This window comes from Klebsiella sp. CN_Kp113, from assembly GCF_040064585.1.
Lineage (GTDB): Bacteria > Pseudomonadota > Gammaproteobacteria > Enterobacterales > Enterobacteriaceae > Klebsiella > Klebsiella michiganensis.
Genome location: NZ_JBEAID010000001.1, coordinates 85,921 through 110,738, shown reverse-complemented (window position 1 = coordinate 110,738; position 24,818 = coordinate 85,921). Strand labels below are relative to the sequence as shown.

Annotated in this window: 27 protein-coding genes; 12 read left to right on the top strand and 15 right to left on the bottom strand. The window is 57.5% G+C overall.

Annotated elements, in window-relative coordinates; genetic code table 11:
* Nucleotides 1-51: 51 nt before the first annotated feature.
* A complete protein-coding gene (ribA, locus tag ABLV30_RS00660) occupies nucleotides 52-642 on the bottom strand; it encodes a GTP cyclohydrolase II (RefSeq protein WP_004121245.1) in 591 nt (196 codons plus the stop codon).
* Nucleotides 643-804: 162 nt separating this feature from the next.
* Here ribA and pgpB point away from each other — a divergent pair, with 162 nt between their 5' ends.
* The 5 genes from pgpB to yciH all read left to right on the top strand — a co-directional run bounded on the left by pgpB (nucleotide 805) and on the right by yciH (nucleotide 4,448).
* Nucleotides 805-1,572: a phosphatidylglycerophosphatase B gene (pgpB, locus tag ABLV30_RS00655; RefSeq protein ID WP_004850159.1), complete on the top strand. Its 768-nt coding sequence runs from the start codon at nucleotides 805-807 to the stop codon at nucleotides 1,570-1,572.
* 135 nt (nucleotides 1,573-1,707) lie between these two features.
* Nucleotides 1,708-2,016, top strand: coding sequence for a LapA family protein (locus ABLV30_RS00650; protein ID WP_014229014.1), 309 nt, complete (start codon nucleotides 1,708-1,710; stop codon nucleotides 2,014-2,016).
* 6 nt (nucleotides 2,017-2,022) lie between these two features.
* Entirely contained in the window at nucleotides 2,023-3,192 is a 1,170-nt protein-coding gene (gene lapB, locus ABLV30_RS00645; protein ID WP_004850164.1) for a lipopolysaccharide assembly protein LapB, read from the top strand.
* 192 nt (nucleotides 3,193-3,384) lie between these two features.
* Entirely contained in the window at nucleotides 3,385-4,122 is a 738-nt protein-coding gene (pyrF, locus tag ABLV30_RS00640) for an orotidine-5'-phosphate decarboxylase (protein WP_048261843.1), read from the top strand.
* A complete protein-coding gene (gene yciH / locus ABLV30_RS00635; protein ID WP_048261845.1) occupies nucleotides 4,122-4,448 on the top strand; it encodes a stress response translation initiation inhibitor YciH in 327 nt (108 codons plus the stop codon). Before pyrF ends, yciH begins: the two co-directional genes overlap by 1 nt.
* A 97-nt stretch (nucleotides 4,449-4,545) precedes the next feature.
* On the opposite strand, the gene osmB is transcribed toward yciH, so the two are convergent.
* From osmB to ABLV30_RS00570, 13 genes are all read right to left on the bottom strand, one after another.
* The gene (gene osmB, locus ABLV30_RS00630; protein ID WP_004139496.1) at nucleotides 4,546-4,764 is read right to left on the bottom strand and encodes an osmotically-inducible lipoprotein OsmB; all 219 of its coding nucleotides are present in this window, start codon (nucleotides 4,762-4,764) and stop codon (nucleotides 4,546-4,548) included.
* 276 nt (nucleotides 4,765-5,040) lie between these two features.
* The gene (locus tag ABLV30_RS00625) at nucleotides 5,041-5,790 is read right to left on the bottom strand and encodes a DNA-binding transcriptional regulator YciT (RefSeq protein WP_049079624.1); all 750 of its coding nucleotides are present in this window, start codon (nucleotides 5,788-5,790) and stop codon (nucleotides 5,041-5,043) included.
* A gap of 70 nt (nucleotides 5,791-5,860) precedes the next feature.
* Nucleotides 5,861-6,043: a hypothetical protein gene (locus ABLV30_RS00620; protein ID WP_004121231.1), complete on the bottom strand. Its 183-nt coding sequence runs from the start codon at nucleotides 6,041-6,043 to the stop codon at nucleotides 5,861-5,863.
* Between the two features lie 176 nt (nucleotides 6,044-6,219).
* Nucleotides 6,220-8,154, bottom strand: a complete 1,935-nt coding sequence (locus ABLV30_RS00615; protein WP_032749434.1) for an exoribonuclease II — start codon at nucleotides 8,152-8,154, stop codon at nucleotides 6,220-6,222.
* An 81-nt stretch (nucleotides 8,155-8,235) separates the two neighbouring features.
* Complete coding sequence (locus tag ABLV30_RS00610; RefSeq protein WP_182095154.1) at nucleotides 8,236-9,393, bottom strand: carboxymuconolactone decarboxylase family protein; 1,158 nt, start codon at nucleotides 9,391-9,393, stop codon at nucleotides 8,236-8,238.
* A 182-nt stretch (nucleotides 9,394-9,575) separates the two neighbouring features.
* Complete coding sequence (fabI, locus tag ABLV30_RS00605) at nucleotides 9,576-10,364, bottom strand: enoyl-ACP reductase FabI (RefSeq protein ID WP_004121225.1); 789 nt, start codon at nucleotides 10,362-10,364, stop codon at nucleotides 9,576-9,578.
* 237 nt (nucleotides 10,365-10,601) lie between these two features.
* Nucleotides 10,602-11,411 carry a putrescine export ABC transporter ATP-binding protein SapF gene (sapF, locus tag ABLV30_RS00600; protein ID WP_004850180.1) on the bottom strand — a complete coding sequence of 270 codons (810 nt, stop codon included), beginning with the start codon at nucleotides 11,409-11,411 and terminating at the stop codon, nucleotides 10,602-10,604.
* Between the two features lies 1 nt (nucleotide 11,412).
* Nucleotides 11,413-12,405, bottom strand: a complete 993-nt coding sequence (gene sapD, locus ABLV30_RS00595; protein ID WP_004850183.1) for a putrescine export ABC transporter ATP-binding protein SapD — start codon at nucleotides 12,403-12,405, stop codon at nucleotides 11,413-11,415.
* A complete protein-coding gene (sapC, locus tag ABLV30_RS00590; RefSeq protein WP_004139490.1) occupies nucleotides 12,405-13,295 on the bottom strand; it encodes a putrescine export ABC transporter permease SapC in 891 nt (296 codons plus the stop codon). The genes sapD and sapC overlap by 1 nt, the downstream gene beginning before the upstream one ends.
* Nucleotides 13,282-14,247: a putrescine export ABC transporter permease SapB gene (gene sapB, locus ABLV30_RS00585; protein ID WP_004850191.1), complete on the bottom strand. Its 966-nt coding sequence runs from the start codon at nucleotides 14,245-14,247 to the stop codon at nucleotides 13,282-13,284. The genes sapC and sapB overlap by 14 nt, the downstream gene beginning before the upstream one ends.
* On the bottom strand, nucleotides 14,244-15,887 hold the full coding sequence (gene sapA, locus ABLV30_RS00580; RefSeq protein WP_048261852.1) for an ABC transporter substrate-binding protein SapA: 1,644 nt from the start codon (nucleotides 15,885-15,887) through the stop codon (nucleotides 14,244-14,246). The genes sapB and sapA overlap by 4 nt, the downstream gene beginning before the upstream one ends.
* 363 nt (nucleotides 15,888-16,250) lie before the next feature.
* On the bottom strand, nucleotides 16,251-16,535 hold the full coding sequence (locus ABLV30_RS00575) for a hypothetical protein (protein WP_004850195.1): 285 nt from the start codon (nucleotides 16,533-16,535) through the stop codon (nucleotides 16,251-16,253).
* Between the two features lie 170 nt (nucleotides 16,536-16,705).
* Nucleotides 16,706-19,012, bottom strand: coding sequence for a helix-turn-helix domain-containing protein (locus ABLV30_RS00570; protein WP_348865488.1), 2,307 nt, complete (start codon nucleotides 19,010-19,012; stop codon nucleotides 16,706-16,708).
* 169 nt (nucleotides 19,013-19,181) lie between these two features.
* Here ABLV30_RS00570 and ABLV30_RS00565 point away from each other — a divergent pair, with 169 nt between their 5' ends.
* Both ABLV30_RS00565 and ABLV30_RS00560 read left to right on the top strand, forming a co-directional pair.
* Nucleotides 19,182-20,351, top strand: a complete 1,170-nt coding sequence (locus tag ABLV30_RS00565; RefSeq protein ID WP_032719778.1) for a M20 aminoacylase family protein — start codon at nucleotides 19,182-19,184, stop codon at nucleotides 20,349-20,351.
* Nucleotides 20,352-20,376: 25 nt separating this feature from the next.
* Nucleotides 20,377-21,768: an MFS transporter gene (locus ABLV30_RS00560; protein ID WP_265800964.1), complete on the top strand. Its 1,392-nt coding sequence runs from the start codon at nucleotides 20,377-20,379 to the stop codon at nucleotides 21,766-21,768.
* On the opposite strand, the gene pspF is transcribed toward ABLV30_RS00560, so the two are convergent.
* A complete protein-coding gene (gene pspF / locus ABLV30_RS00555) occupies nucleotides 21,759-22,748 on the bottom strand; it encodes a phage shock protein operon transcriptional activator (RefSeq protein ID WP_265800966.1) in 990 nt (329 codons plus the stop codon). The genes ABLV30_RS00560 and pspF overlap by 10 nt on opposite strands.
* Nucleotides 22,749-22,900: 152 nt before the next feature.
* On the opposite strand from pspF, the gene pspA reads away from it, so the two are divergent.
* The 5 genes from pspA to pspE are packed head-to-tail and all read left to right on the top strand — an operon-like array spanning nucleotide 22,901 to nucleotide 24,801.
* Nucleotides 22,901-23,569, top strand: coding sequence for a phage shock protein PspA (pspA, locus tag ABLV30_RS00550; protein WP_004121203.1), 669 nt, complete (start codon nucleotides 22,901-22,903; stop codon nucleotides 23,567-23,569).
* A gap of 50 nt (nucleotides 23,570-23,619) precedes the next feature.
* Nucleotides 23,620-23,844: an envelope stress response membrane protein PspB gene (gene pspB / locus ABLV30_RS00545; RefSeq protein ID WP_004101459.1), complete on the top strand. Its 225-nt coding sequence runs from the start codon at nucleotides 23,620-23,622 to the stop codon at nucleotides 23,842-23,844.
* Complete coding sequence (pspC, locus tag ABLV30_RS00540) at nucleotides 23,844-24,203, top strand: envelope stress response membrane protein PspC (RefSeq protein ID WP_025106993.1); 360 nt, start codon at nucleotides 23,844-23,846, stop codon at nucleotides 24,201-24,203. Before pspB ends, pspC begins: the two co-directional genes overlap by 1 nt.
* A 19-nt stretch (nucleotides 24,204-24,222) precedes the next feature.
* Complete coding sequence (pspD, locus tag ABLV30_RS00535; protein ID WP_265800969.1) at nucleotides 24,223-24,453, top strand: phage shock protein PspD; 231 nt, start codon at nucleotides 24,223-24,225, stop codon at nucleotides 24,451-24,453.
* A gap of 33 nt (nucleotides 24,454-24,486) precedes the next feature.
* A complete protein-coding gene (pspE, locus tag ABLV30_RS00530; protein ID WP_265800971.1) occupies nucleotides 24,487-24,801 on the top strand; it encodes a thiosulfate sulfurtransferase PspE in 315 nt (104 codons plus the stop codon).
* Nucleotides 24,802-24,818: the final 17 nt, after the last annotated feature.

Sequence of the window (24,818 nt, the reverse complement as noted above, 5' to 3'; positions counted from 1 at the left end):
GTCTGATATAAAAAGGGCCAGCACAGGCTGGCCCTTCATTTTTCAACGGAATTACTTGCTCAGCAGGTGCCCCATTTTGGCAGCCTTAGTATCCAGATAGTGGGCATTTTTCGGGTTTCGCCCCACAATCAGCGGCACGCGTTCCACAATGTTAATTCCCGCTTCAGTCAGAATTTCGACCTTCTTCGGGTTGTTGGTCAACAGGCGTACCTGGTCGACGTTGAGCAGCTTAAACATATCTGCGCACAGCGTGAAGTCGCGTTCATCGGCGGCAAAACCCAGCTGATGGTTGGCTTCCACGGTGTCATAGCCTTGATCCTGTAACGCGTAGGCGCGGATTTTGTTCAGCAGACCGATATTGCGCCCTTCCTGGCGGTGATACAGCAGAATGCCGCGCCCCTCTTCGGCAATATGCGACAACGCCGCTTCCAGTTGAAATCCGCAATCACAGCGCAGGCTAAAAAGGGCGTCGCCCGTTAAACACTCAGAGTGTACGCGAGCCAGAACCGGGGATTGCCCCGAAATATCGCCAAATACCAGCGCGACGTGATCCTGCCCGGTTGCCAGTTCTTCAAAACCCACCATGAGAAAATCGCCCCATGGGGTTGGCAGTTTGGCTTCTGCCACACGTTTAAGCTGCATGTGATTCTCCAGATTCTATCAGCACCTGACTGTGCTTCTGTTTTCCGCTATTTTGCCACAATGGCGCGACGTTCTCCTAATTGCGTAGGGTTAGCTGCGCGCAAAGCGCACAAACGAACTACTTTCCGTTATGATATTGAGGTTAATGAATAAGGAGACGAGATGCTGTTGATTGCCAGACGAACCGCCGTTGGCGCGGCCCTGTTATTAATCATGCCTGCTGCGATCTGGATTTCGGGCTGGAAATGGCATCCCGGGCTGTCGGCAGGGACGATGAAGCTGCTGTACTGGGTGACCGAAACGGTGACGCAGCCATGGGGCATCATTACGCACGTTATCTTATGCGCCTGGTTTCTGTGGTGCCTGCGTTTTCGTCTGCGAGCGGCGATAATGCTGTTTCTCATTCTGGCCGCAGCGATACTGGTTGGGCAGGGAATGAAGACGTGGATTAAAAGCCGCGTCCAGGAGCCTCGTCCCTTTGTCATCTGGCTGGAGCAGACGCAGCAGGTGCCGGTCACGCAATTCTACGCGTTGAAACGCAAAGAACGCGCTAAACTGGTGCATGAGCAGCTGGCGCAAGAGCAGCAAATCCCCGGATTTTTGCGCAAGCACTGGCAAAAAGAGACCGGCTTCGCTTTCCCATCTGGCCATACGATGTTCGCTGCCAGCTGGGCGCTGCTCGGCGTTGGTTTGCTGTGGCCGCGGCGTCGCTGGGTCACCCTGGCGCTGCTGCTAACGTGGGCGACGGCGGTGATGGGCAGCCGCCTGGCGCTGGGCATGCACTGGCCGCAGGATCTGATCGTCGCAACGCTGATTTCCTGGCTACTGGTGACCCTGGCGACCTGGCTTGCCCAGCGGTTCTGCGGCCCGCTATCGCCGCCGGGAGAAGAGGCGCAGGATATTAAAAAAAGGGCGGCAGCGCCGGAATAATGTTGATATTACCCCTGTCAGGCCGCATATCCTGTACTGGTGTCATGCATTTCCATTTCACCGCTGCGGCGAAAATGGTACTTTATAGGGCTGAACGCGGGATTTTTTCGCGCAACCCACAGAACGGGAAGTCATGTGAAATATTTTCTTATTTTCTTACTGGTGTTAGCCATCTTCGTCATTTCAGTGACGCTGGGCGCGCAGAATGACCAGGTGGTCACGTTCAACTATCTCCTCGCGCAGGGTGAGTTCCGTATTTCGACGCTGCTGGCCGTGCTTTTTGCTGCCGGTTTTGCTATCGGCTGGCTGATCTGCGGTCTTTTCTGGCTGCGCGTTCGCGTCTCTTTGGCGCGCGCTGAGCGTAAAATTAAGCGTCTGGAGCATCAGATCGCGCCAGCCAGCGCTACGCCTGCGGAAGCCGGTGTTCCTGCGGTGAAGGAATAATCATTTATGCTGGAGTTGTTGTTTCTGCTTTTGCCCGTTGCCGCAGCGTATGGCTGGTACATGGGGCGCAGAAGTGCACAACAGTCCAAACAGGACGATGCGAGCCGTCTGTCGCGTGACTACGTTACAGGGGTCAACTTCCTGCTGAGCAATCAGCAGGATAAAGCCGTCGATCTGTTCCTCGATATGCTGAAAGAGGATACCGGTACCGTCGAAGCCCATCTGACGCTGGGCAACTTGTTCCGCTCGCGCGGTGAAGTTGACCGCGCTATCCGCATCCACCAGAGCTTAATGGAAAGCGCCTCGCTGACTTACGACCAGCGCCTGCTGGCGGTTCAGCAGCTGGGGCGCGATTATATGGCCGCCGGGCTCTACGATCGGGCGGAGGGGATGTTCAAACAGCTGGTGGATGAAACGGATTTTCGCCTGAGCGCCCTGCAGCAGCTGCTGCAAATTTATCAGGCAACCAGCGACTGGCAGTCGGCGATAGAAGTGGCCGAGCGTCTGGTTAAGCTGGGGAAAGAGAAACATCGCGGCGAAATCGCCAATTTCTGGTGTGAATTGGCGCTGCAGCAAATGGCGGGCAACGATCTGGATAAGGCGATGGCGCTGCTGAAAAAAGGCGCCGCGGCAGATCGCAACAGCGCTCGCGTCTCCATCATGATGGGTCGGGTATGGATGGAGAAGGGCGACTATGCCAAGGCGGTAGAGAGCCTGGAGCGGGTGATTGAGCAGGATAAAGAACTGGTGGGTGAAACCCTGGAGATGCTGCAAACCTGTTACCAGCAGTTAGGGAAAACCGACGAGTGGGAAGCATTTTTGCGCCGCTGCGCGGAGGAAAATACCGGCGCGACGGCCGATCTGATGCTGGCGCAGATCCTCGAACAGCGGGAAGGGGTTGACGCCGCGCAAAACTACGTGACTCGCCAGCTGGAGCGCCATCCGACGATGCGCGTTTTCCATAAGCTAATTGATTACCACATCAATGAAGCCGAAGAGGGGCGCGCGAAGGAGAGCCTGGGGGTGCTGCGCCACATGGTGGGCGAGCAGGTCCGCAGCAAGCCGCGCTACCGCTGCCAGAAATGCGGCTTTACCGCCCATACGCTGTACTGGCACTGTCCATCCTGCCGGTCGTGGTCAACCATTAAGCCCATTCGCGGACTCGACGGGCAGTAATTTTAAAAAAAAGCCGCACTTTAGTTACAACATACTTATGGATTATTATGTCCGTCTCCTCCGGCTACGGCTATTAAGGCGTCCGGCAGGGAGGGAAATGCAGCCTGTTATTTTCGGCTTATCGCAGGTAGAATGCTGCCCGTTTACCTTTTTTGCGCCGAACCGGCGCTCATCAACAATTAAGGTCCGGTCATGACGTCTACTGCAACATCTTCTTCCCGCGTTGTCACATCCTCTCCCATCGTCGTTGCTCTCGATTATGATAACCGTGATAAAGCGCTGGCGTTTGTCGACCGTATCGACCCGCGCGACTGCCGGCTCAAGGTTGGTAAAGAGATGTTCACCCTGCTGGGGCCGCAGTTTGTTCGCGACCTGCACCAGCGCGGTTTTGAGATTTTCCTCGATCTAAAGTTTCACGATATCCCGAATACCACGGCGCGTGCGGTCGCCGCAGCGGCAGAGCTTGGCGTCTGGATGGTTAACGTTCATGCCTCCGGCGGCGCGCGTATGATGACCGCCGCACGTGAGGCCCTGCTGCCCTTCGGAAAAGATGCGCCGCTATTAATTGCGGTAACGGTGTTAACCAGCATGGAAGCCAGCGATCTGCATGATCTGGGCATTACGCTATCTCCGGCGGACCACGCCGCGAAGCTGGCGGCGCTGACCCAGCGCTGCGGGCTGGATGGCGTTGTCTGTTCGGCGCAGGAGGCGGTTCGCTTTAAACAAGAGCTGGGCCAGGCGTTCAAGCTGGTGACGCCTGGCATTCGTCCGCAAGGTAGCGACGCGGGTGACCAGCGGCGCATTATGACGCCGGAACAGGCGCAGGCGGCGGGGGTAGATTACATGGTGATCGGTCGTCCGGTAACGCAGTCTGCCGATCCGGCCGCCACCCTGCGCGGTATCAACGCATCGTTGAATAAGGGGGTATGATGAGCGATTCCAACAGTCGTCTGGTTTATTCAACGGACAGCGGTCGTATTGATGAGCCCAAAGCGGTACAGGCGCGTCCGAAAGGGGACGGTATCGTACGTATCCAGCGCCAGACCAACGGGCGCAAGGGGAAGGGCGTGTGTCTGATTAGCGGAATAGATGAAAGTGACGACGCGCTGGCTAAGCTGGCTGCCGAGCTGAAAAAGAAATGCGGCTGCGGCGGGGCGGTAAAGGATGGCGTGATTGAGATTCAGGGCGATAAGCGTGACTTGCTCAAATCGCTTCTGGAAGCCAAAGGCATGAAGGTTAAGCTGGCTGGCGGTTGATTAATAATAAGGCCACGATAAATATCGTGGCCTTTATTTTTGTGCTGGTGTACTGGTCAGCAAATATAAACTTTCATTTTATTGTTCGTGGTTAATATTATTTACCCACCTGGTGGCCGATAATCCCGCCGACTGCCGCGCCGCCGAGGGTACCCAGGGTGCTGCCGTCCGTTAATACCGCACCGCCCAGTGCACCGGCACCTGCGCCGATAGCGGTGTTACGGTCGCGTTTAGACCAGTTAGAACAAGCGCTCAGAGACATTGCAACAGTGACGGCCAGAACCACAGCGGCCATTTTTTTGTTCATTGAAGTCATCATTTTTTTCTCCTGAATAATCTATTCATGGATACAACTTCCCTTAAGCATAGCTTGTTACGCCAGCCCGGGGAGTATTCCATGAAGCTTTAGTTGCGCAGGTGTTGCTCTATTCACGCAGGTGATAGTTACTTCCTGTTATATCGCTAACATTAATTCTACTTTCTATAAATTTTTCAGGCAGGTAAAAAGTCTGAATTCAGGTGTCAGAAAAGTCTCAGACCAGGGCGATGCCGGGGAGAGCCCGGCAAAGCGGCGGTAAGGCAGAAATAAGGATCAGGGATGGTTAACGATATCGACGGCTAAACCGCACTGGGTTAACTGGTTGCGCACTGCATCATTGAGATTATCATCGGTGATAATGCGATTGAAGCGCCCTATCGGGCCGAGCGGATAGGGATGAACCACGTTGAATTTCGAGCTATCGCTGAGCACAATCGCTTCACAGCCCTTTTCAAGCACCGCGTTGACCACGTCAGCACGCATCATATCCCGTCCGGTAAATCCGGTTTCAGCCTGCCAGCCGTCAATGCCAATAAAGGCCTTGCTGAAGTGGACCTGCTGAATAAACTGGCGGGTTAGCGGACCCACCATGCTTTCACTGCGCTTTTGATAGATCCCGCCCAGCAGGATGACTTCTCCGGGCGTCTCTTTCAGCAGATGCGCAATATAGCTGCTGACGGTGATGATAGTGATATCGCCGCGCTCGGCAAGCGTACGGGCGAGCAGGGCGTTGCAGCTCCCGTTTTCGATAAACACCGTTTCCCCGGACGAAACGAGCGTAGCGGCCCGCGCAGCCAGCTCTCGCTTAATCGCGAAGTTGGTCATCATGCGGGTTTCCACATCTTCACTATCCAGCGGAACGGCGAAGCCGTGGGTACGCCGCAGGTAGCTCTGTTTCTCGAGTGAATTCAGATCCTGGCGAATGGTGACTTCAGAGACACCGGTCATCTTCGCGAGATCGGACACGCTCATACGGCCTTTATCGATGACCATTTGCAAAATACTTTGTTGTCGGGCGTTCATAGCAACTTCGCAGTTAAGGGCTATTTGGGCGCGATCGGCCCTGGATGGCCGATGGCGACGATGAAGATTATCAAATTTCCCACGGCGCTTTAGGCTGACCGGGTTTATTTTCCTGCTCGTCGCTGGAAAGCGCCTGCAGTTCAGCTTTCAGAATTTCCAGATTATGGATTGCGGAGTGATAATCCCCGGCAACCAGAATATCCAGCACGGTATCGATTCGTTGGGCGAGCAGGCGGGCATTCAGATCTGACATGGCGTTATCCTGGTTACAAATGTGAATAAAATCAATGATGCTAAAAACGGATGAAAAAGAGAAGCGAAAAAAACGCACAAACTAACTCATCTACAATGATTCGTGGGCAACGCGCAGAAAAACAACGGGAAGGGCTAAAATGCGGCTCCATATAAGGGAGCCGCACAGGTGAACTATCAGGCGGCTGGACGCGCAATCACGCTACGGGTTTCCATGCGCACTTCGGCAATCGTGACGTCGATAACATCCGTGACTTTGTAGACGACTTCGCCTTTGATCTGCACGGTGCCGTTTTCCTGGCTGCACACCAGTTCATCGCGCACGGCGTGAAGGAACGGCGCCGGGATAAAGGCAACCGCGCCGTTATCAACCAGACGCACGCGCATGCCGCCGCGGCTGACATCGATAATCTCAGCTGCAAACCGGGTAGTGGTGCCGGCCTGCGGATTCAGATAGCGGGCGTACAGCCAGTCTCCAACATCGCGCTCCGCCATGCGGTTGAGGCGACGGCGTTCAGCCATTTGGATCGCAACGTCATCCTGCGGACGGGAGATCGCTTCCCCTTTGATAATTGCTTTCAGCAGACGATGGTTAATCATATCGCCGTACTTACGGATCGGGGAAGTCCAGGTCGCATAGGCCTCAAGACCCAGGCCGAAGTGCGGACCCGGCTCGGTGCTGATTTCCGCAAACGACTGGAAGCGACGAATACGGCTATCGAGGAAACCAGACGGCTGCGCGTCCAGCTCGCGACGCAGCTTGCAGAAGCCTTCCAGCGTCAGCACTTCCACCGGGTCAACGTGCACATCGTGAGTCTTCAGTAAGGCCGCGAGCTGCTCGGTGTTGGCCGGATCGAAACCGGTGTGGACGTTATAAACGCCGAAACCGAGTTTGTCGCGCAGCACGCGGGCGGCACAGATGTTGGCGGCAATCATTGACTCTTCAACGATGCGATTGGCGATACGACGCGGTTCGGCGACGATATCCAGCACTTCGCCCTTGTCGCCAAGCACAAAGCGGTAATCCGGGCGGTCCTTGAATACCAACGCGTGGTTTTTACGCCATTCGCTACGACGCAGGCAGGCCTCCTGCAGCAGCTTAATTTGCTGGGCGATAGTCTCGCTTCCCGGCTGCCAGCCACCGTTATTTTCCAGCCAGTCGGAAACATCATCGTAGGCCAGCTTCGCTTTCGACTCGATGGTCGCCGCGAAGAACTGAATATCATCTTCGATGGTGCCGTCATCCGCGAGGATCATGCGGCAGGCCAGAACCGGGCGAACCTCGTTGGGGCGCAGAGAGCAGAGGTCGTCCGAGAGCTCGCGCGGCAGCATCGGAATGTTGAAGCCCGGCAGATAGTTGGTAAAGGCGCGAATTTTCGCCGTGTTGTCCAGCTTGCTGCCTTCGGCAATCCACGCGGTCGGATCGGCGATAGCGACGGTCAGATGCAGCTTGCCGTCAGCGGTTTGCTCAACGTACAGCGCATCGTCCATATCTTCGGTGCTGGCGCTGTCGATGGTCACGAAAGCCAGGGCCGTTAAATCACGGCGTTCCAGACCTTCATCAAGCATCTCGGTCGCCACGCCGTCCGGCGCTTCTTTTTCCAGATTATGACGCGCCAGGGTGACCCACCATGGAACGAAATGATCGTCGCCGTAGGTAATGTACTGGGTGAGCTCAGCGTAGAAACCGCGGTCGCCTTTCAGCGGATGACGGCGCATTTCGGCAACGGCCCAGTCACCCTCTTTAAAATCATGCTCTACGCCGCGCGCGGCGCGGCAAGGAATGGCATCTTTCAGCAGCGGATGGTCAGGAACGATGGAAAGACGATCGTCTTTCTTATGAACTTTGCCGACAAAACGCGTCAGGAACGGCTCAACCAGTTCTTCAGGCTCAGCGCTTTCGCGTTCCTTTTCAGTATTGACCACGGCGATAATACGATCGCCATGCATCACTTTTTTCATTTGCGGCGGCGGAATGAAATAGCTTTTCTGCGAGTCGACTTCGAGGAAGCCAAATCCTTTTTCCGTCCCCTTAACGACCCCTTCAACGCGCGGAGTCTGGGAATGCAGTTGCTGTTTAAGCTGCGCTAGCAGCGGGTTGTCCTGAAACATAATTTCGTATTTTCGTGGCTAAAAGAGCGGCTGACATTTTTACGCGAATATGCCTGCCGCAGCAAGCGCTGTTTCAGCATTTTACGTCTCCTGACGTACATTCCCGAGGGCGATTTTCAGCCGATTCATCCAACCGCACAGCCCGCACCAGGCGAGTAGATCGATAGCCGCGCTACGGGAAAGCCCGTAATCAGTGAGGGGAGTTAGCTGGGCGGCGCTGAAGCGGTCGGGCGCGCGGGTCAAAAGCTGTACGGATTGTAGAAGCTGGCGTTCCATTGACGGGTTGTCTCCCCATGGCTGGACGCCGGATTCATTACCACGCAAAGCGTCCGTGAGATCGGCTAAATCTGGACATCGCGAGGCCCACGCGTTAAAGCAGCTGATGCTGCCATTAATCCGCGCAGCGATCAGCGCCACCTGCGCGGCGAACGGTTGCCGATCGCTGAGGTGGGTCAGAAGCTGTTCCTGCAGAGCCAGAGGAGGTTCCTGAGCCGCCAGCAGCGGGGCAAGTTCAAACAGGCCCGGATGTTTTCGCCAGTTCGCTAAAAGAGACTGGCGCTCATCGTCGGCATAGCGTAAGTCCGCGTCGTCAAGTCCTGGCTGCCAGTCACTCTCCCTCGTGACGAAAAGCGCTTCCGGGGCATCTTCCTGCTGCGGCATGCCGGGGATCCAGCGCACCGGGTAACCCAGCGCGGCATGGAAGGCGGCGATAGCGCGGGCCTGGAAGCTGATAAAGCCAATAATCTGATTGATAAGGATAATATCGCGACTGGTCAGGCCGACTTCGTCCAGCTGGCTGCGGGCGAGCGCGTTGATCAGCGAAGGAGAGCTCGCGAGCTGACGCGCGTACTGGGTAATTTGCGCCAGACGACGGTTGCTCTCACGCGAGGAGTCCGGGCCGGGAAGCGGCGCCAGGCGAGCGGCGTAGTGATTACACAGGCGCTGTACGCCATAAACCTGGGCGACGGTCAGCGCCGTACTTAGCCGGTCATAGGCGCTAAATGTCTGTAGACGGTTAACCGTCACTGACGCGGGAAAGAGGGCATCTGCCAGCCGACGGGCCGGCGTAAGCCAGCGCGCATGCGCCTCGAGCAGCTCCCGGGGGAGAGTCAGATCGAGTAGAAAACGATCTTCGACATGGGCGGCTTCAGGGACGAGCGGCAATACATCCACCGGGCAGATTGTTGACTGGGTCTCATGATACCAGTGGTTTTTGCCGTTAACGCGGCGTTGCTCCATGGGCGTTCCTTGTTCGGTATGTGGCGAACCGCCGTTTCGCGGTCATGCTATGCGGAACTATCCTGGCTTAACCCTGGAGCGGGAGAAAATATTGATCCGTGCTAACAAATAGCGGATTGGAATAACAGAAGGAAAGCGCGGGGGAAATACCCCTCCTCGCGGGCGCGAGGAGGGAAACGAACTTATTTCAGTTCCAGCTCGTTCATGGCGGCGATGCTGAAGCCGCCGTCAACGTGAACGACTTCGCCGGAGATGCCGGCAGACAGGTCGGAGCACAGGAATGCTGCGCTGTTGCCCACGTCTTCAGTGGTGACGGTGCGACGGATCGGGGTGACCGCTTCGCAGTGCGCCAGCATCTTACGGAAATCTTTAATACCGGAAGCCGCCAGGGTACGGATCGGACCGGCAGAGATGGCGTTAACGCGAACGCCTTCCGGGCCCATGGCGTTCGCCATGTAGCGCACGTTAGCTTCAAGAGAGGCTTTCGCCAGACCCATCACGTTGTAGTTCGGGATGGCGCGCTCTGCGCCCAGGTAGGAGAGCGTCAGCAGGGCGGAGCCCGGGTTCAGCATACCGCGGCAGGCTTTCGCCATCGCCACAAAGCTGTAGGCGCTGATATCGTGAGCGATTTTGAAACCTTCACGAGTCACCGCGTTAACGTAGTCGCCGTCCAGCTGGTCTGCCGGCGCAAAGCCGATAGAGTGGACGAAACCGTCGAACTTCGGCCACACTTTTGCCAGCTCGGTGAACAGAGACTCGATGCTCTCATCTTCCGCGACATCGCACGGCAGGACGATATTAGAGCCCAGCGCGGCGGCAAATTCTTCCACACGACCTTTCAGTTTTTCGTTCTGATAGGTGAACGCCAGTTCAGCCCCTTCACGGTGCATGGCTTGCGCGATGCCGTAGGCGATGGACAGTTTGCTGGCAAGGCCAGTCAACAGAATGCGCTTACCGGAAAGAAAACCCATAGCTTTTAATCCTTATCGTTATTGCGTATTTTTACTTTAACAATCATTTGGTTAGCATTGTTATTTCAAAATAACTCAAATTTAGCCGGGAATTATATCCCACTGACGACCCCTTGTGTCACGATATTTTTCTGCCATTCGCCACGTCATATCGCGCTTTGGCTACCGCGTATACAAGAGTATACCATCGGATATGACGGCGACCTGGCGCTAGCGCCGTGCAATTTACGCCTCGGTTTATTTACCGTCTTTACGCCAGGCATCGGCAGTCAGCGCCTCGCCGAAATGACCGGCAATCAGGCGTTTTGTCAGCTCGTGCAGCGGAGACGCCAGAACGTCGGCGGTGCTGCCGCGTTCGACCACTTCGCCCTGATGCATCACCAGCACCTGATCGCTGATGTGCTTCATCATGCCCAGATGCTGAGTCACGTAAATGTAGGAGATACCCTGTTTTTCCTGCAGCTCCAGCATCAGGTTTATCAGCTGCGAGCGCATTGACATATCCAGCGACGCCAGCGCTTCATCGCAGACGATGACCTTCGGACGCAGGATCAGCGCGCGCGCCAGGCCCAGACGCTGTTTCTGTCCCGGCGCCAGCATATGCGGGTAGTAGCTGACGTGGTCCGGCAGCAGGCCAACCATTCGCAACGTTTCGATAATCTGCTTCTGCCGCGCCTCGGGTTCAAGGTCAGTGTTCAGACGCAGCGGAAAATCGAGGATTTGCGAAATACGCTGCCGCGGATTGAGCGAGGTCGACGGATCCTGAAAGATCATGCGAATCTTCTGGCTGCGGAAAGAGTAATCGCCAAACGCCAGCGGGCGATCGTCAATCAGCAGTTCGCCGGTGCTGGGTTCGACCATTCCGGCGAGCATTTTTGCCAGCGTTGACTTGCCGGAGCCGTTCTCGCCGATAATCGCCAGCGTCTGGCGCTCGCGCAGGGTAAAGCTTAACGGCTTAACCGCCTCCACCGTTTGCCGATGAAACCAGCCGGTGCGGTAGCGAAAGGTCTTACTCAGATTGCGCACTTCAAGCAATGTTTCGACCATTTCACTCTTTCTCCATGTTCAGCGGGAAATGACAGGCATAGAGGTGGTTACGGGCGCCCACCAGCCGGGGCGTTTCGATACATTCGCGCTGGGCATAGGGGCAGCGCGGCCCGAGCCGGCAGCCGATGGGCAGCTGTTCGAGCAAGGGGATCGCCCCCGGCAAGGTGTTGAGCCGACTCTTGTGCGGCATGGCGCTGCCGAAATCGGGAATCGCCCGAATCAGCGCCTGGGTATAGGGATGGTGCGGAATTGTCACCAGCTCTTCGCTCGGCGCGGTTTCCACCGTCTGCCCGCAGTACATCACGTTGATTTTGTCCGCCCATTTACTGAGCATCTGCATATCGTGACTGATCAGCAAAATGGTGGTGTTATTGTTTTGGTTTAACCGCGTCAGCAGGCGGATGATTTGCGCCTGCGTCGTGGCCTCCATGGCGTTGGTCGGCTCATCGGCGATCAGCAGCCGCGGCTGGTTAGCCAGCGCGATGGCGATCATGACCTTCTGGCACTCTCCGTCAGTCAGCTCGTAGGGGAAGCTGCGCATCGCATCTTTATGGTCTTTGATCCCCACGCGGTGCAGGAGCTCAATGGCGCGCCGCTTGCGCCAGCCCAGGCGCTGCCACCAGCGGCCTTTAAAGGTCCAGCCGGGAATATTCTGCGTTAATTGCTGGCCGATCCGTTCGGAAGGGTCGAGACAGGATTGCGGCTCCTGAAAAATCATTGAGACGTTGTGGCCCACCAGCTTACGCCGCTCGCGCACCGAGAGACGCAGCAGATCGATGTCGTCGAAGCGCATGCGGTCGGCGGTTACCCGCCAGTTGTCCTTGGTGACGCCGCATATCGCTTTAGCTATTAAGCTTTTGCCGGAGCCGGACTCCCCGACGAGGCCGCGTATTTCCCCCTCGGCGAGAGTCAGGCTGACGCGATCGACGGCTTTCACCCAGCCTTCGTTGGTCTTGAATTCAATGGTTAAATTACGGATGTCGAGTAACGGCATTATTCCACCCCGGCGATGATGGCGCGGCGGATCCCGTCGCCCAGCAGATTAACCAGCAGGACGCTTATCATGATTGCCGCACCCGGCAGCATCACCGTCCACGGCGCCACGTAAATCAGCTCCAGCGCGTCGCCGAGCATCGCTCCCCATTCGGGGGAAGGCAGTTGAGCGCCGAGATCGAGGAAGCCCAGCGCAGCGATATCCAGGATCGCCATCGACAGCGCGCGGGTGATCTCGGTGACCAGGCCTGAGGTAATATTCGGCAGCACCGCGAACCATAAAATATTCAGCGTCGAGGCCCCGTCAAGGCGGGCGGCGATAACGTACTCTTTTTCCAGTTCGTCATGCACCATGCTGTAGACCGAACGCACCATCCGCGGCAGAAGCGCCAGCCAGACGGCGAACATCGCGTGGCTGAGGTGCGGCCCGGCGAAGGCGACCACGATAATGGCCAGCAGCAGGGACGGGATCGACAGCAGCGTGTCAAGAATATGGTTCATCACCGCCGACCGCAGGCCGTGGGTAGAACCGGCAATCACGCCAAGCACCAGTCCCAGCAGGGCGGCGCCCAGCGTCACCACAAACGCGCCGCCGACCGTCGGCGCCGCGCCGCTCAGCAGGCGGCTCAGGACGTCGCGACCGAGATCGTCGGTACCGAGAAAGAACGACACTTCGCCGTACCGCGACCAGGACGGCGGCAGCAGCTGGTAGCCGAGAAACTGCTGGTCGATGCCGTAAGGAGCGAACCAGCCGCCGAAAACGCACAGCAGCGCCAGCGCCGCACAGCCGTACAGGCCGATCATGGCGGTCGTATCGCCGTAGAATTTTCGCCATACGGTGCGCAGCGCACCCGGCGGGCGCTTCTCCAGATAGACGCTATCGTAGGGCATACCATTCCTTATGTTTCAGTGGGTTAGCCATAGCACCCAGAATATCGGATATCACGTTCACAATAATCACCAGCGCGCCGATGACCATCACGCCCGCTGAGATCGCGGCGTAGTCCTGTTGGCGAATCGCGTTAATCAGCCAGCGGCCCAGCCCCGGCCAGCTAAAGACCATTTCGGTAATCATCGCCAGCGTTAGCATGGTGGAAAACTGCAGTCCCAGGCGCGGGATCACCGGCGGCAGGGCGTTGTGCAGGACGTGGCGGTGTAAAATCGTCCGCCGCGATACGCCGCGGGTGGCGGCGGCTTTGACATAGTTGGTGTCGTATACTTCGCTGGTGCTGATACGCATCAAACGGATCACTTCCGTCGTCGGCGCTACCGCCAGGGTTAGCACCGGCAGCACCATGTGGCGCGCCGCGCTGACGATCATTTCATGGCGCCACGGAGAGTCGGATAGCCATGCGTCGATCAGCGCAAAGCCGGTGACCGATTTCACTTCATACAGCAGATCGAAGCGCCCGGAGACCGGAAACCAGCCCAGGGTAAGGGAGAAAAACAGGGTCAGCAGCAGCGCCAGCCAGAAGACGGGAATCGAAAAGCCCAGCAGCGCCAGGGCGCTGATCAGGGTATCTTGCCATTTGTTGCGCATAATGCCCGCCAGCATACCGACGGGGATCCCGACCACCAGCGCGAAGCCGAAGGCGAGGATACAGAGCTCCATGGTGGCGGGAAAGACCTCTTTAAGCTGCTCGGAAATCAGCTGACCGTTGATGCTGGAAACGCCGAAATCCCAGTGCAGCACGCCCTCAAACCAGAATAGCCAGGCGTTCCACAGCGAGGCGCCCTGCAGCGGCGCGTGGGGCGTAAAATAGCTCAGGCTAAAACCGACAAAGGTCAGCAGGAAGAGGGTAATCAGCAACAGCAGCAGGCGACGCAGAGTAAAAATAATCATGGTTTTTTCACCTCGTCTTCTTTTTCCCGCGAGACGCCTGCGAAAGAGGCGTTGCCAAACGGGCTCAGCACCAGGCCTTTCATGTCGTAACGATAGGCCTGCAAACGCAGGGAGGAGGCCAGCGGCAGCACCGGCAGTTCATTGGCAAGAATGCGCTGCGCCTCTTTATAGGCCTCAATGCGCGAGGCTAGCTGCTGCGAAGTGAGCGCCTTTTGCAGCACCTCGTCGAATTCGCGATGACACCAGTGAGCATAGTTGGTTTGTGAGGTAATCGCCGCGCAGCTCAAAAGCGGACGGAAAAAGCTGTCCGGATCGTTACTGTCCGTTGCCCAGCCGGACAGCGTCAGGTCATGACTCATATCCATTAATCTGGCCTCCTGGAAGCGACCTTCTACCGGCACAATAATCACCTTCACGCCAATTTGCGCCATATCCGCCTGAATAAGCTCGGCGGTTTTCAGCGGGCTGGGGTTCCAGGCCTGCGAGCTGGTTGGCACCCACAGCTTAAGCGTTAGATTTTCCAGCCCCAGGGCTTTCAGCCGGGCTCGGGCTTCCGCGGGGTTATATTCGGTGATCCTGGCGTCGTTATCGTAGGCCCAGGAGGCGCGAGGCAGCATAGACGCGGCGGTTTCCGCGGTGCCGTAGTAGATCGACTGCATCAGGCGCTGATTATTGATGGCCAGCGCCAGCGCATGGCGCACCTCAGGATTATCGAGCGGCGGCTTAGCGGTGTTAAACGCCAGCCAGGCGATGTTCATTCCCGGGCGCAGGGTCAGGCGCAGACGCGGGTCGTCACGCAAAATAGAGAGCTGGCTTGCGGCGGGCCAGGCCAGCACGTCGCACTCGCCGGTCAGCAGTTTTGACAAGCGGCCGGTGCCGCCGGAGCCGAGGTCGACCACCACCTGCGGCATCAGCGGTTTACCGCGCCAGTAGGCCGGATGGCGCTGCAGGCGAATGTACTGACCGCTGCGATACTCCTCCAGCTGGAACGGACCGGTGCCGACCGGTTGCCGGTCGATCAGTTCCTGGCGATCGTTCTGCGCCAGCTTCGCGGCATACTCTGCCGACATCACCGAGGCGTAGTGGGTGGCCAGATGCCACAGGAACGAGGCGTCCGGGCGTTTGAGGCGAAACTCGACGGTATGACTATCCAGCTTACGCACGCTTTCCACGCTGTCGGCAAACTGTAAGCTATCGAAATAGGGAAAGCTGCTGCCGTTAACGTTGTGCCACGGGTGGTCGCGATTAAAAATGCGGCCAAAGGTGAAAATGACGTCATCGGCATTAAAATTACGGGTCGGTTTGAACCAGGCGGTGGTCTGAAAAGGCACGTTGTTGCGCAGGTGGAAGCGGTAGGTTGCGCCGTTGTCCAGCACCTCCCAGCTTTCTGCCAGTTCGGGAACCAGGCGATAAGTATAGGGGTCGACGTCAAGCAACCGGTCGTAGAGCTGGGCGGCCAGGGTATCGACAATCAGGCCGCTGCTGACCTTTTGCGGGTTGAAGGTGTTGACCTGACCGCTCACGCAATAAACGAAGCCGCTATCGCGAATATCCGCGTGCGCAGGCAGCGCTGGCGCGGCAAAAGCTTGCCCGTACAGCATACATACCGCTGCCAGGAGAGAAGACAATTTCAGGCGCATAGTTTCTTTTTGATTATAGAGCAAGGCTCTATCTTATTAATATTAAATAACATTTACCACCACCTTATTGCTCATGGAGATAATATAAGCGAGGGCTGCGTCGGTTATTTGACCAACTGATTCAAATTCATACTGCTTATTAACTTCGAGTATACCTCGTAAATCATCCGACGTTTGTCATCAGGCAAGCGAGGGGTTGAGCAAAGCGTATTTTCGATTCATCTGCCGCACGGCTTGAGGAAGCTATGGGTATTGAGCATGGCGCTTATTTGCGTCGAAGTCCCGATATCCGCCACATGGTATCTTTTTATTGGCGGTTTCTCCAGCCAGCCGTGGCTGTACGGCTGGCTGGCGGTCGAGGCGCTACAGGGGAAGGAGTCGGTTATAGCGGGCGATGTAATCTTTGGGATTAATTTCCAGCTTTTCGCCATCGTGATGGTGGGCAACATAAGTACGCAGTACCAGGCCGCTGTTTTGCGGCGTAATTGTCCAGCCCTGTTGACGATATGCATCTTCGGTTGAGCGGATAAGCAGGTCCGAAAAGATCATCATGACCGAGAGCGCCGGCGCGCGGTGGCTTTTCATGGTATGGACCAGGCTGACGTGCGCCGCATAGCGGCCGAGCGTTGAAGGATTAACCGGAATCATCTTTATTTTCAGTCCATTGAGTCATGATGCGCTGATGATAGTTCACATGAGGATATCTTGCTAGTTACAATTTTTTAACCCCATGCGAACGGGCTGCCGCGCAAGCAAAAGCTATTTTTCACGGCACAGGCCGCTTGCAGAAAGAAGCAGGGTAGTGACGCTGTCACTTTTCAATCGCCGAGCGGCGTGAATTCATAAAGCGCCAGCGCATTGCTCTCCAGCGAATCGACAAGCTGCCAGCGGTCGCTATCCGGCGTCTCTTCACTGACGCGCAGCGCTGGACGCGCTCTGTGCATCAGCCAGCGATAGTCCTCATCGTCAGGCCCGCTTTGGCTGCGAAAGGCCTCAAACAGCGGGAAGAGCGCGCCATGGTGCCGATCGAACAGATGATGTTTGATTCGCCAGCGTCCTTCAAGGCCGAGCAGGCGCACGCTCCAGGGCTGACTAAAGCGCTGGATAAACGCCTCCTCGCTGGAAAGCCAGGGATTGAAAACCACCGTATTGCGCAGCAGTAGCTGATAATGGCCTTTATGGCGCAGCAGCAGCAAGTTCTTGTCGTTGATCACCACCTCGCCCCGCAGCCTGCGCCACAGCCATAGCACCCAGTAGACCGGTCGCGGTAGACCGTGGAGATAGTGCAGCGCCAGGCTGGAAGTATCCAGCTTGCCGTTGGCGCGGGCTTCCCCCTGCAGCCCTGAATTCAGCCAGAACCCCGCGAGCCAAACCTGATCCGCCAGTCCCAGCAGATTATCCATCAGCAGCGCGCCGCGAAAGAAACGGCCGTTGGTATCGCGGGTATCGCCGGTGAGGGTATTCCACGAGAGCAGCCAAAGCGGCAGCAGGAGCTGCCGCTGGCGCAGCGCGCTATGAAGTTTGCGCAATTTGTGTACCGGATAGTTTTCGCTGGCGGCCAGTTTCTGGCTATCCACCTGCGCGAGATCCAGCAGTTCATTAGCATCGGCCTGGCAGGCCAGAAAATCCGCCTCGACCAGCAGCGGTGAACGCAGAAGGGGATCGTCCTCCACCTGTTGAGGAAAACGGTGCCAGATCCCCAGCGCCGACTGCGGCGATAGCCTCTGCAGGATCGCCTTTTGTTGCCGCCAGGCGTGCTGGCGGGCCTCGTCGCTGGCCTGAGGGGACCAGTGCCATACGAAGTGCCAGCTGGCGAGGGTTGCCGGCGGAAAATGGTTAGCGGACAGAGAGAGGAAACGTTGCAGCAGATCGCCGCGGGTGGTGAGCCCGGTATGCAGTATCACCGCCAAGCCCTGGGTCGCCAGCCAGCTAAAAATGCGCTGCAGGTTATACCAGCAGGCATACCCGGCCATTTGCGGATCGTCCCAGCCGGTGCCGAACAGGCGGCTGCTGAGAAACGGATCGTGAATATCGATGGCGAATATCGGCAGCGCGTCGTGCAGCTGTTCCAGTTCGCGGCGGACATCCTCGCGCAGCAGATCGTCCAGTTCACGAACGGTAATCACCATTCGGGTGTGACGCAGCGGCGCGCCGCGCGCCGGGAGTTCGCGAACATCGAGATGGCGGGTTTGTTGGGGGCTGAGCCGCAGCGGCGGGCTATCCAGACCGTAGGTTTGCGGCGCGTTGAGCCGGGCGTACAGCCGATCGATTGACACCGGCTGCCATCGCTCGGTCTGCTGTAGGTGCGGGCGGAGAGATTCGACCGCCGTCTGCGGGTGCTGCTGGCGGAACTGGCGCGGCGTTAGGCCGTGCTCGCGTTTAAACAGGTCGCTCATCACCCGGCTGCTGGCAAAGCCCTGCTGCTGAGCGATCTGCTGTATCGATTGACGCGTCGTCGTCAGCTGCTCCGCGGCTTTGCGCAGGCGCAGCCCGGTGATGTACTGCATAAAGCTGACGCCCACCTCTTTGCGGAACAGATGCGAGAGCCAGGCCTCAGAAACAAACTCCGCGGCGGCTATCTCCTGCAGCGACAGGCGCCGTTGATAGTTGGCGTCGATTCGCGCCACCACTCTGTTAATTCGCTGGCTCCAGCGTTCGGCTCCGCGAGACGCCTGGGCGGTGAGGGGACGGCTGAAGCGTGACGCCAGCAGGAGAGCAATTTCGCTAAGCCAGCGGTTGGCCTCCAGCCGGTAGTGGGCCTGCGGATTGACCAGACCGAGGACCAGCAGCTGGCGCATCAGGTAGCGCAGGGTGTCTTCGGCATCGCGGGTTTCGCTGCTGCTCTGGTAGGCGGAGGCAAAAAAATCGCCGTCGAGGCGGGTCAGCCATCCGGCGTTCAGCGACAGCGCCATCACGACGTTCGCCGTCTTGCTGTGCAGGCTCCAGCGGCGATGACGATTCACTATCGCCAGTTCATCGGCCTGCAGGTACCGACCCGTCTCGCCATCGCGGAGTTCGACGCTGCCCTCAAGCAGCCATAGCAGCGTCAGAGCATCGTTTTCCTGCTGGCTCAGCTGCCGGATATCGCGAACCACAACCTGAAAGTCGCCTGAATGATGCTCCACCGTCGCCTCCTGAAGACAAAAAACAGCACCTCATTTTTTGTCATAACCGTTTTGTATGAAAAACACTCATTAATAATCCGTCACTATAAAACAAAAAAGCGCATTTTAAAGCCAACAGGGATGCATAAACTCGAAAGTGTCGTGCAAACACAACACAGGAATAATAAAAATGACACACCCGATTATTGAGGCATTACAGGTTAACGAGGCGCAGTTTGTCGCGCTTCGCCGCCGTTTCCATCAGCAGCCGGAAATTGGTTTTGAAGAGCATAAAACCAGCGAAGAGGTTGCCCGCCTGCTCGGCGAATGGGGCTATCAGGTTCACCGCGGTCTGGCGGGCACCGGCGTGGTCGGTACTTTACGCGTCGGCGAGGGTAAAAAACGGTTGGGGCTACGGGCGGATATGGACGCGCTGCCGATGCAGGAGATGAGCGGCAAAGCGTGGGCCAGCCGGGTCGACGGTCGTTTTCACGGCTGCGGCCACGATGGCCATACCACCACGCTATTGTACGCCGCGGAATATCTGGCGCGCACCCGGCAGTTTAACGGCACCCTGCAGCTTATTTTTCAGCCTGCTGAGGAATTACTCTACGGCGGTCGGGTCATGCTGGAAGACGGCCTGTTTGACCAGTTTCCCTGCGATGCCATTTTTGGCCTGCATAATATGCCGGGGCAGCCGTTAGGCAGAATCGGCCTGCGCGATGGGGCGATGATGGCCTCCTCGGATACTCTCCATATTGAAGTCAAAGGGGTGGGCGGACACGGCGCGGTACCGGAGCATACCGTCGACGCCACGCTGGTTGCCTGTCATATCACCCTGGCGCTGCAATCCATTGTTTCCCGAAACATCACGCCGTTTGAACCAGCGGTCGTGACCGTGGGCAGCATTCAGGCCGGGCACGCCCCGAACATTATCAACGACAAGGTGTTAATGAAGCTCACGGTGCGCACCTTAAACGAACAGGTTCGCGAGACCGTCCTGCAGCGCATTCACGATATCGCCGTTGCTCAGGCCGAGAGCTTTAACGCCAGCGCCGCCTTAACCCACGTTAACGGCAGCCCGGTTTTAAGGAACGATCCGGCTGCCAATGAGATGGTCCGCACGGTGGCGACCGCGCTGTTTGGCGAGGCGCAGGTCGGCGAGGTGAAGCCGTTTATGGGCAGCGAAGATTTTGCTTTTATGCTCGAGCGCAATCCGAACGGCTGCTATTTCACCATCGGGGCCGGGGACGAAGCGGATCGCTGCATGGTGCATAACCCGGGATACGACTTCAACGATGCGCTGTTGCTGAAAGGCGCCGCGCTGTGGTGCGCCCTGACGGAACACTATTTGCGTTAATGTCCGCAACGAAGAGGACCCTGCTATGAGTTCTGTATCGCTAAGCGAAGCGCAGTTCGTCGGCACCGATCGTCTGCTGGCGGGTATTGTATTGAGCGTTCTGACCTTCTGGCTGTTTGCCCAGTCGGTGATTAACGTGGTTCCGGCGATGAAGAGCAGCCTCGATATTTCGCTGGAAACCCTGACCCTGGCGGTGAGCCTGAGCGCGTTATTCAGCGGCTGCTTCGTGGTCGCCAGCGGCGGGCTGGCGGATAAATTCGGCCGCATGCGCATGACTACCCTGGGCCTGATCCTCAGCATTGTCGGTAGCGCAATGCTGGTGCTCTCTCAGGGACCCGCGCTGTTCCTGGCCGGGCTCGTTTTACAGGGGCTGTCGGCCGCCTGCATCATGCCGGCGACGCTGGCGTTAATTAAAACCTGGTATGAAGGCAAAGCGCGCCAGCGGGCGGTCAGCTTCTGGGTCATCGGCTCGTGGGGCGGCAGCGGTCTGTGTTCGTTTGTCGGCGGGGCGATCGCCACCGGTCTGGGCTGGCGCTGGATCTTTGTTTTCTCCATCGCGGTAGCGCTGGCGGCGCTGTTTTTGCTGCGCGGTACGCCGGAAAGCCGCAGCGCCAGCGCGCAGCAGCATAAGCTGGACATCAGCGGCCTGCTCAGCCTGATCCTTGCGCTGGTGCTGCTAAATCTGTTTATCAGCAAAGGCCACGGCTGGGGCTGGACCAGCGCAACCTCGCTGGCGATGCTGGCCGGCGCGCTGGCATCGGGGCTGTTTTTTATCCGCAGCGGCCAGCGTAAGGGCGACGCGGCGCTGATTGATTTCGCGCTGTTTCGCAACCGGGCCTACAGCGCCGCGGTGTTGTCGAACTTTATGCTCAACGGCGCCATCGGTACGATGATGATTGCCAGCATCTGGCTCCAGCAGGGGCATCATCTGAGCCCGCTGGAGAGCGGAATGATGACGCTCGGCTATCTGGTTACCGTGCTGGCGATGATTCGGGTGGGCGAGAAGCTGCTGCAACGCTACGGCGCGCGTTTGCCGATGATGAGCGGCCCGGTCTTTACCGCGGTCGGTATTCTTCTTATCTCCTGCACCTTCCTCGATAAATCGACCTATATCGTCACGGTCTTTTTCAGCAACGTGCTGTTTGGCTTCGGCCTGGGCTGCTACGCCACCCCGTCAACGGACACCGCGGTGGTTAACGCTCCTGAGAATAAGGTAGGCGTGGCCTCGGGGATCTATAAGATGGGCAGTTCGCTCGGCGGAGCGATGGGCATTGCGGTGACAGCGTCACTTTTTGCGCTGTTTTTACCGCTCGGCATGGCCAGCGCGGCGCAGTATGCGCTGTGGTTTAACGCCGCGCTCTGCCTGGGTTCAATGGCGGTGAGCGCGCTGCTGCTTCCGCGTACAGGTCAAAGCTGATGTTTTTTCAGCAGCGCCCGCAGCTGGTGGTAGGTTAGCCCCAGCAGTTCGGCCGCCTGCTTTTGATTGTACTTCGCCTGTTCGAGGCTTCTCTCGAGCAGGCTTTTTTCTTGCTCCTGCTGGAAAGCGCGCAAATCGAGCGGCAGCGTGGTGCCAGGCGTCTTCTCCACTTCGACAGGCGTCGCCGCGTGCTGCTGGCGGAAGGGGTTAATAATAATATTATCCAGCTCGCGCTCGCTGCTGCCGTGGCGGTAGACCGAGCGTTCAACCACGTTTTTTAATTCACGGATATTCCCCGGCCAGCGGTAGTTCTGCAGCGTCACGGCGGCGCGTTCGCTAAAGCCGGGAAACAGCGGCAGTCCGAGCTCGCGGCACATCTGGATAGCAAACTGGGTGGCGAGCAGCATGATGTCGCTCTGGCGCTCGCGCAGCGGCGGCAGCTGCACCACATCAAAGGCCAGACGGTCGAGAAGGTCGGCGCGAAAAAGTCCGTCTTCCACCATTTGCGGCAGGTCGGCGTTGGTCGCGCACACCAGGCGGACGTTAACCTGCAGCGGCTGGCTGCCGCCGACGCGCTCCAGTTCGCCATACTCAATCACGCGCAGCAGTTTTTCCTGTACCAGCATCGGCGCGGTGGCCAGCTCATCGAGAAACAGGGTACCGCCGTCGGCGCGCTCGAAGCGCCCCGGGTGACGTTTACTGGCCCCCGTAAAGGCGCCGGCCTCATGCCCGAACAGCTCCGAATCGAGCAGATTTTCATTGAGCGCCGCGCAGTTCAGGGAGATAAACGGCCCCTGCCAGCGGGAAGAGAGGAAGTGCAGACGGCTGGCAATCAGCTCCTTGCCGGTTCCGCGCTCGCCAATAACCAGCACCGGTTTATCGAGCGGCGCCAGTCTTGAGACCTGCTCCAGCACCTCAAGAAAGCTATTGGCCTCGCCGAGCAGGTTGTCCTTGTAATCCGCCATGATGAATTTCGCCATTTAGTAGTGTGATTCACCAGGTCACTTTAGCAATGCGCTGGCCGGATAACAACCACTTCCATTAAAATCAATAAGATAAAAACTTGGCACGGCATTTGTATTAGTCATGGCACAGGCCGGTGCCTGATACCAGAACTATGAGGATTGAAATTATGGGTATTTTTTCTCGTTTTGCCGACATCGTGAACGCCAACATTAACTCTCTGCTGGAGAAAGCGGAAGATCCGCAGAAGCTGGTTCGGCTGATGATCCAGGAGATGGAAGACACGCTGGTTGAAGTCCGTTCGACCTCGGCGCGGGCGTTGGCTGAAAAGAAACAGCTGAGCCGTCGTATTGAACAGGCCGTTGCCCAGCAGGCGGAATGGCAGGAAAAAGCCGAACTGGCGCTGCGTAAAGAGAAAGAGGATCTGGCCCGTGCGGCGCTGATCGAAAAGCAGAAGCTGACCGACCTTATCGGCAGCCTGGAAAACGAAGCGCAGCTGGTTGATGAAACGCTGGCGCGGATGAAAAAAGAGATTGGCGAGCTGGAAAACAAACTCAGCGAAACCCGCGCCCGTCAGCAGGCGCTGATGCTGCGTCATCAGGCCGCAAGCTCCTCCCGCGACGTTCGCCGTCAGCTGGACAGCGGTAAGATTGACGAGGCGATGGCGCGTTTTGAATCGTTTGAACGCCGCATCGATCATATGGAAGCCGAAGCCGAAAGCCACCGCTTCGGTAAAGATAAATCGCTGGATCAGCAGTTCGCCGATCTGAAAGCGGACGATGAAATCAGCGAGCAGCTGGCGGCGTTGAAAGCCAAAATGAATCAAAATAACCAGTAATATCTTCGGGCGGCACCAAGACGTGCCGCCGCCATCAGCAAGGAGTTCACATGAGCATGCTTTTTCTCGCCATCCCTTTGACGTTGTTTGTGCTGTTTGTTTTGCCGGTCTGGCTCTGGCTGCATTACAACAACCGCACCGCCAGCGGCAGCCTATCGCAGAACGAACAGCAGCGCCTGCTGCAGCTGACCGATGACGCGAAGCGTATGCGCGAGCGTATTCAGGCGCTGGAGGCGATTCTTGACGCTGAGCATCCGAACTGGAGAGAGAAATAATGAGCGGACTGGATCTGAGTAAAAAACTGTGGCGCATTCCGCAGCAGGGCATGGTGAAAGGGGTTTGCGCCGGCATCGCGCAGTATCTGGACGTGCCGGTTAAGCTGGTGCGCCTGATTACCGTACTGGCAATGATTTTTGGCCTGTTCCTGTTTGTGGTGGTGGCCTACATCATTCTCTCGTTTGCGCTGGATCCTATGCCGGAAAGCGAGCTGTATGGTGAAAAAACGCCGAGCAGCGGAGAGCTATTGGCCGCCGCGGATAAGGAGCTGGCAACAGGGGAGCGTCGTCTGCGTGAAATGGAACGCTACGTCACTTCCGACACCTTTTCGCTACGCAGTCGTTTTCGCCAGCTATAACTGAAAGTTGAGGTTAATAATGAACATGAAATGGCAGCAGGCCGGGCAAAAAGTCAAACCGGGTCTGAAAATCGCAGGCAAGCTGGTGCTGCTCACCGCGCTGCGCTACGGCCCGGCGGGCGTCGCAGGCTGGGCGGTAAAATCCGTCGCGTGTCGGCCGCTGAAAATGCTGCTGATGCTTGTTCTGGAACCGATGCTCAGCCGGGCGGCGCAGCGGTTTTCTAAACGTCGCGGATGGCGTATGTTATGAGTGCCTAAAAACTCACTCTATCAGGATGATAAAATGCGAAAACTGCTTCTGGGTTTAGCGCTGGCCATGGCCTTACCCGTCTTCGCGGCGGAGCACTGGATTGACGTCCGCGTTCCGCAGCAGTATCAAAAAGAACATGTCGACGGGGCGGTGAATATCCCGCTGGCGGATTTAAAAACGCGGATTGCGGCTGAAGTACCGAATAAAAACGATACCATTCACGTCTATTGCAACGTTGGCCGGCAATCTGGCCAGGCTCAGCAGATGCTGAGCGAAATGGGCTACACGCAGGTGGTGAATGCCGGCGGCCTCAGTCAGATCGCCAGGCCGAAAAGCGCCAGCGAATAATCTTCAGCCCCGTCGCA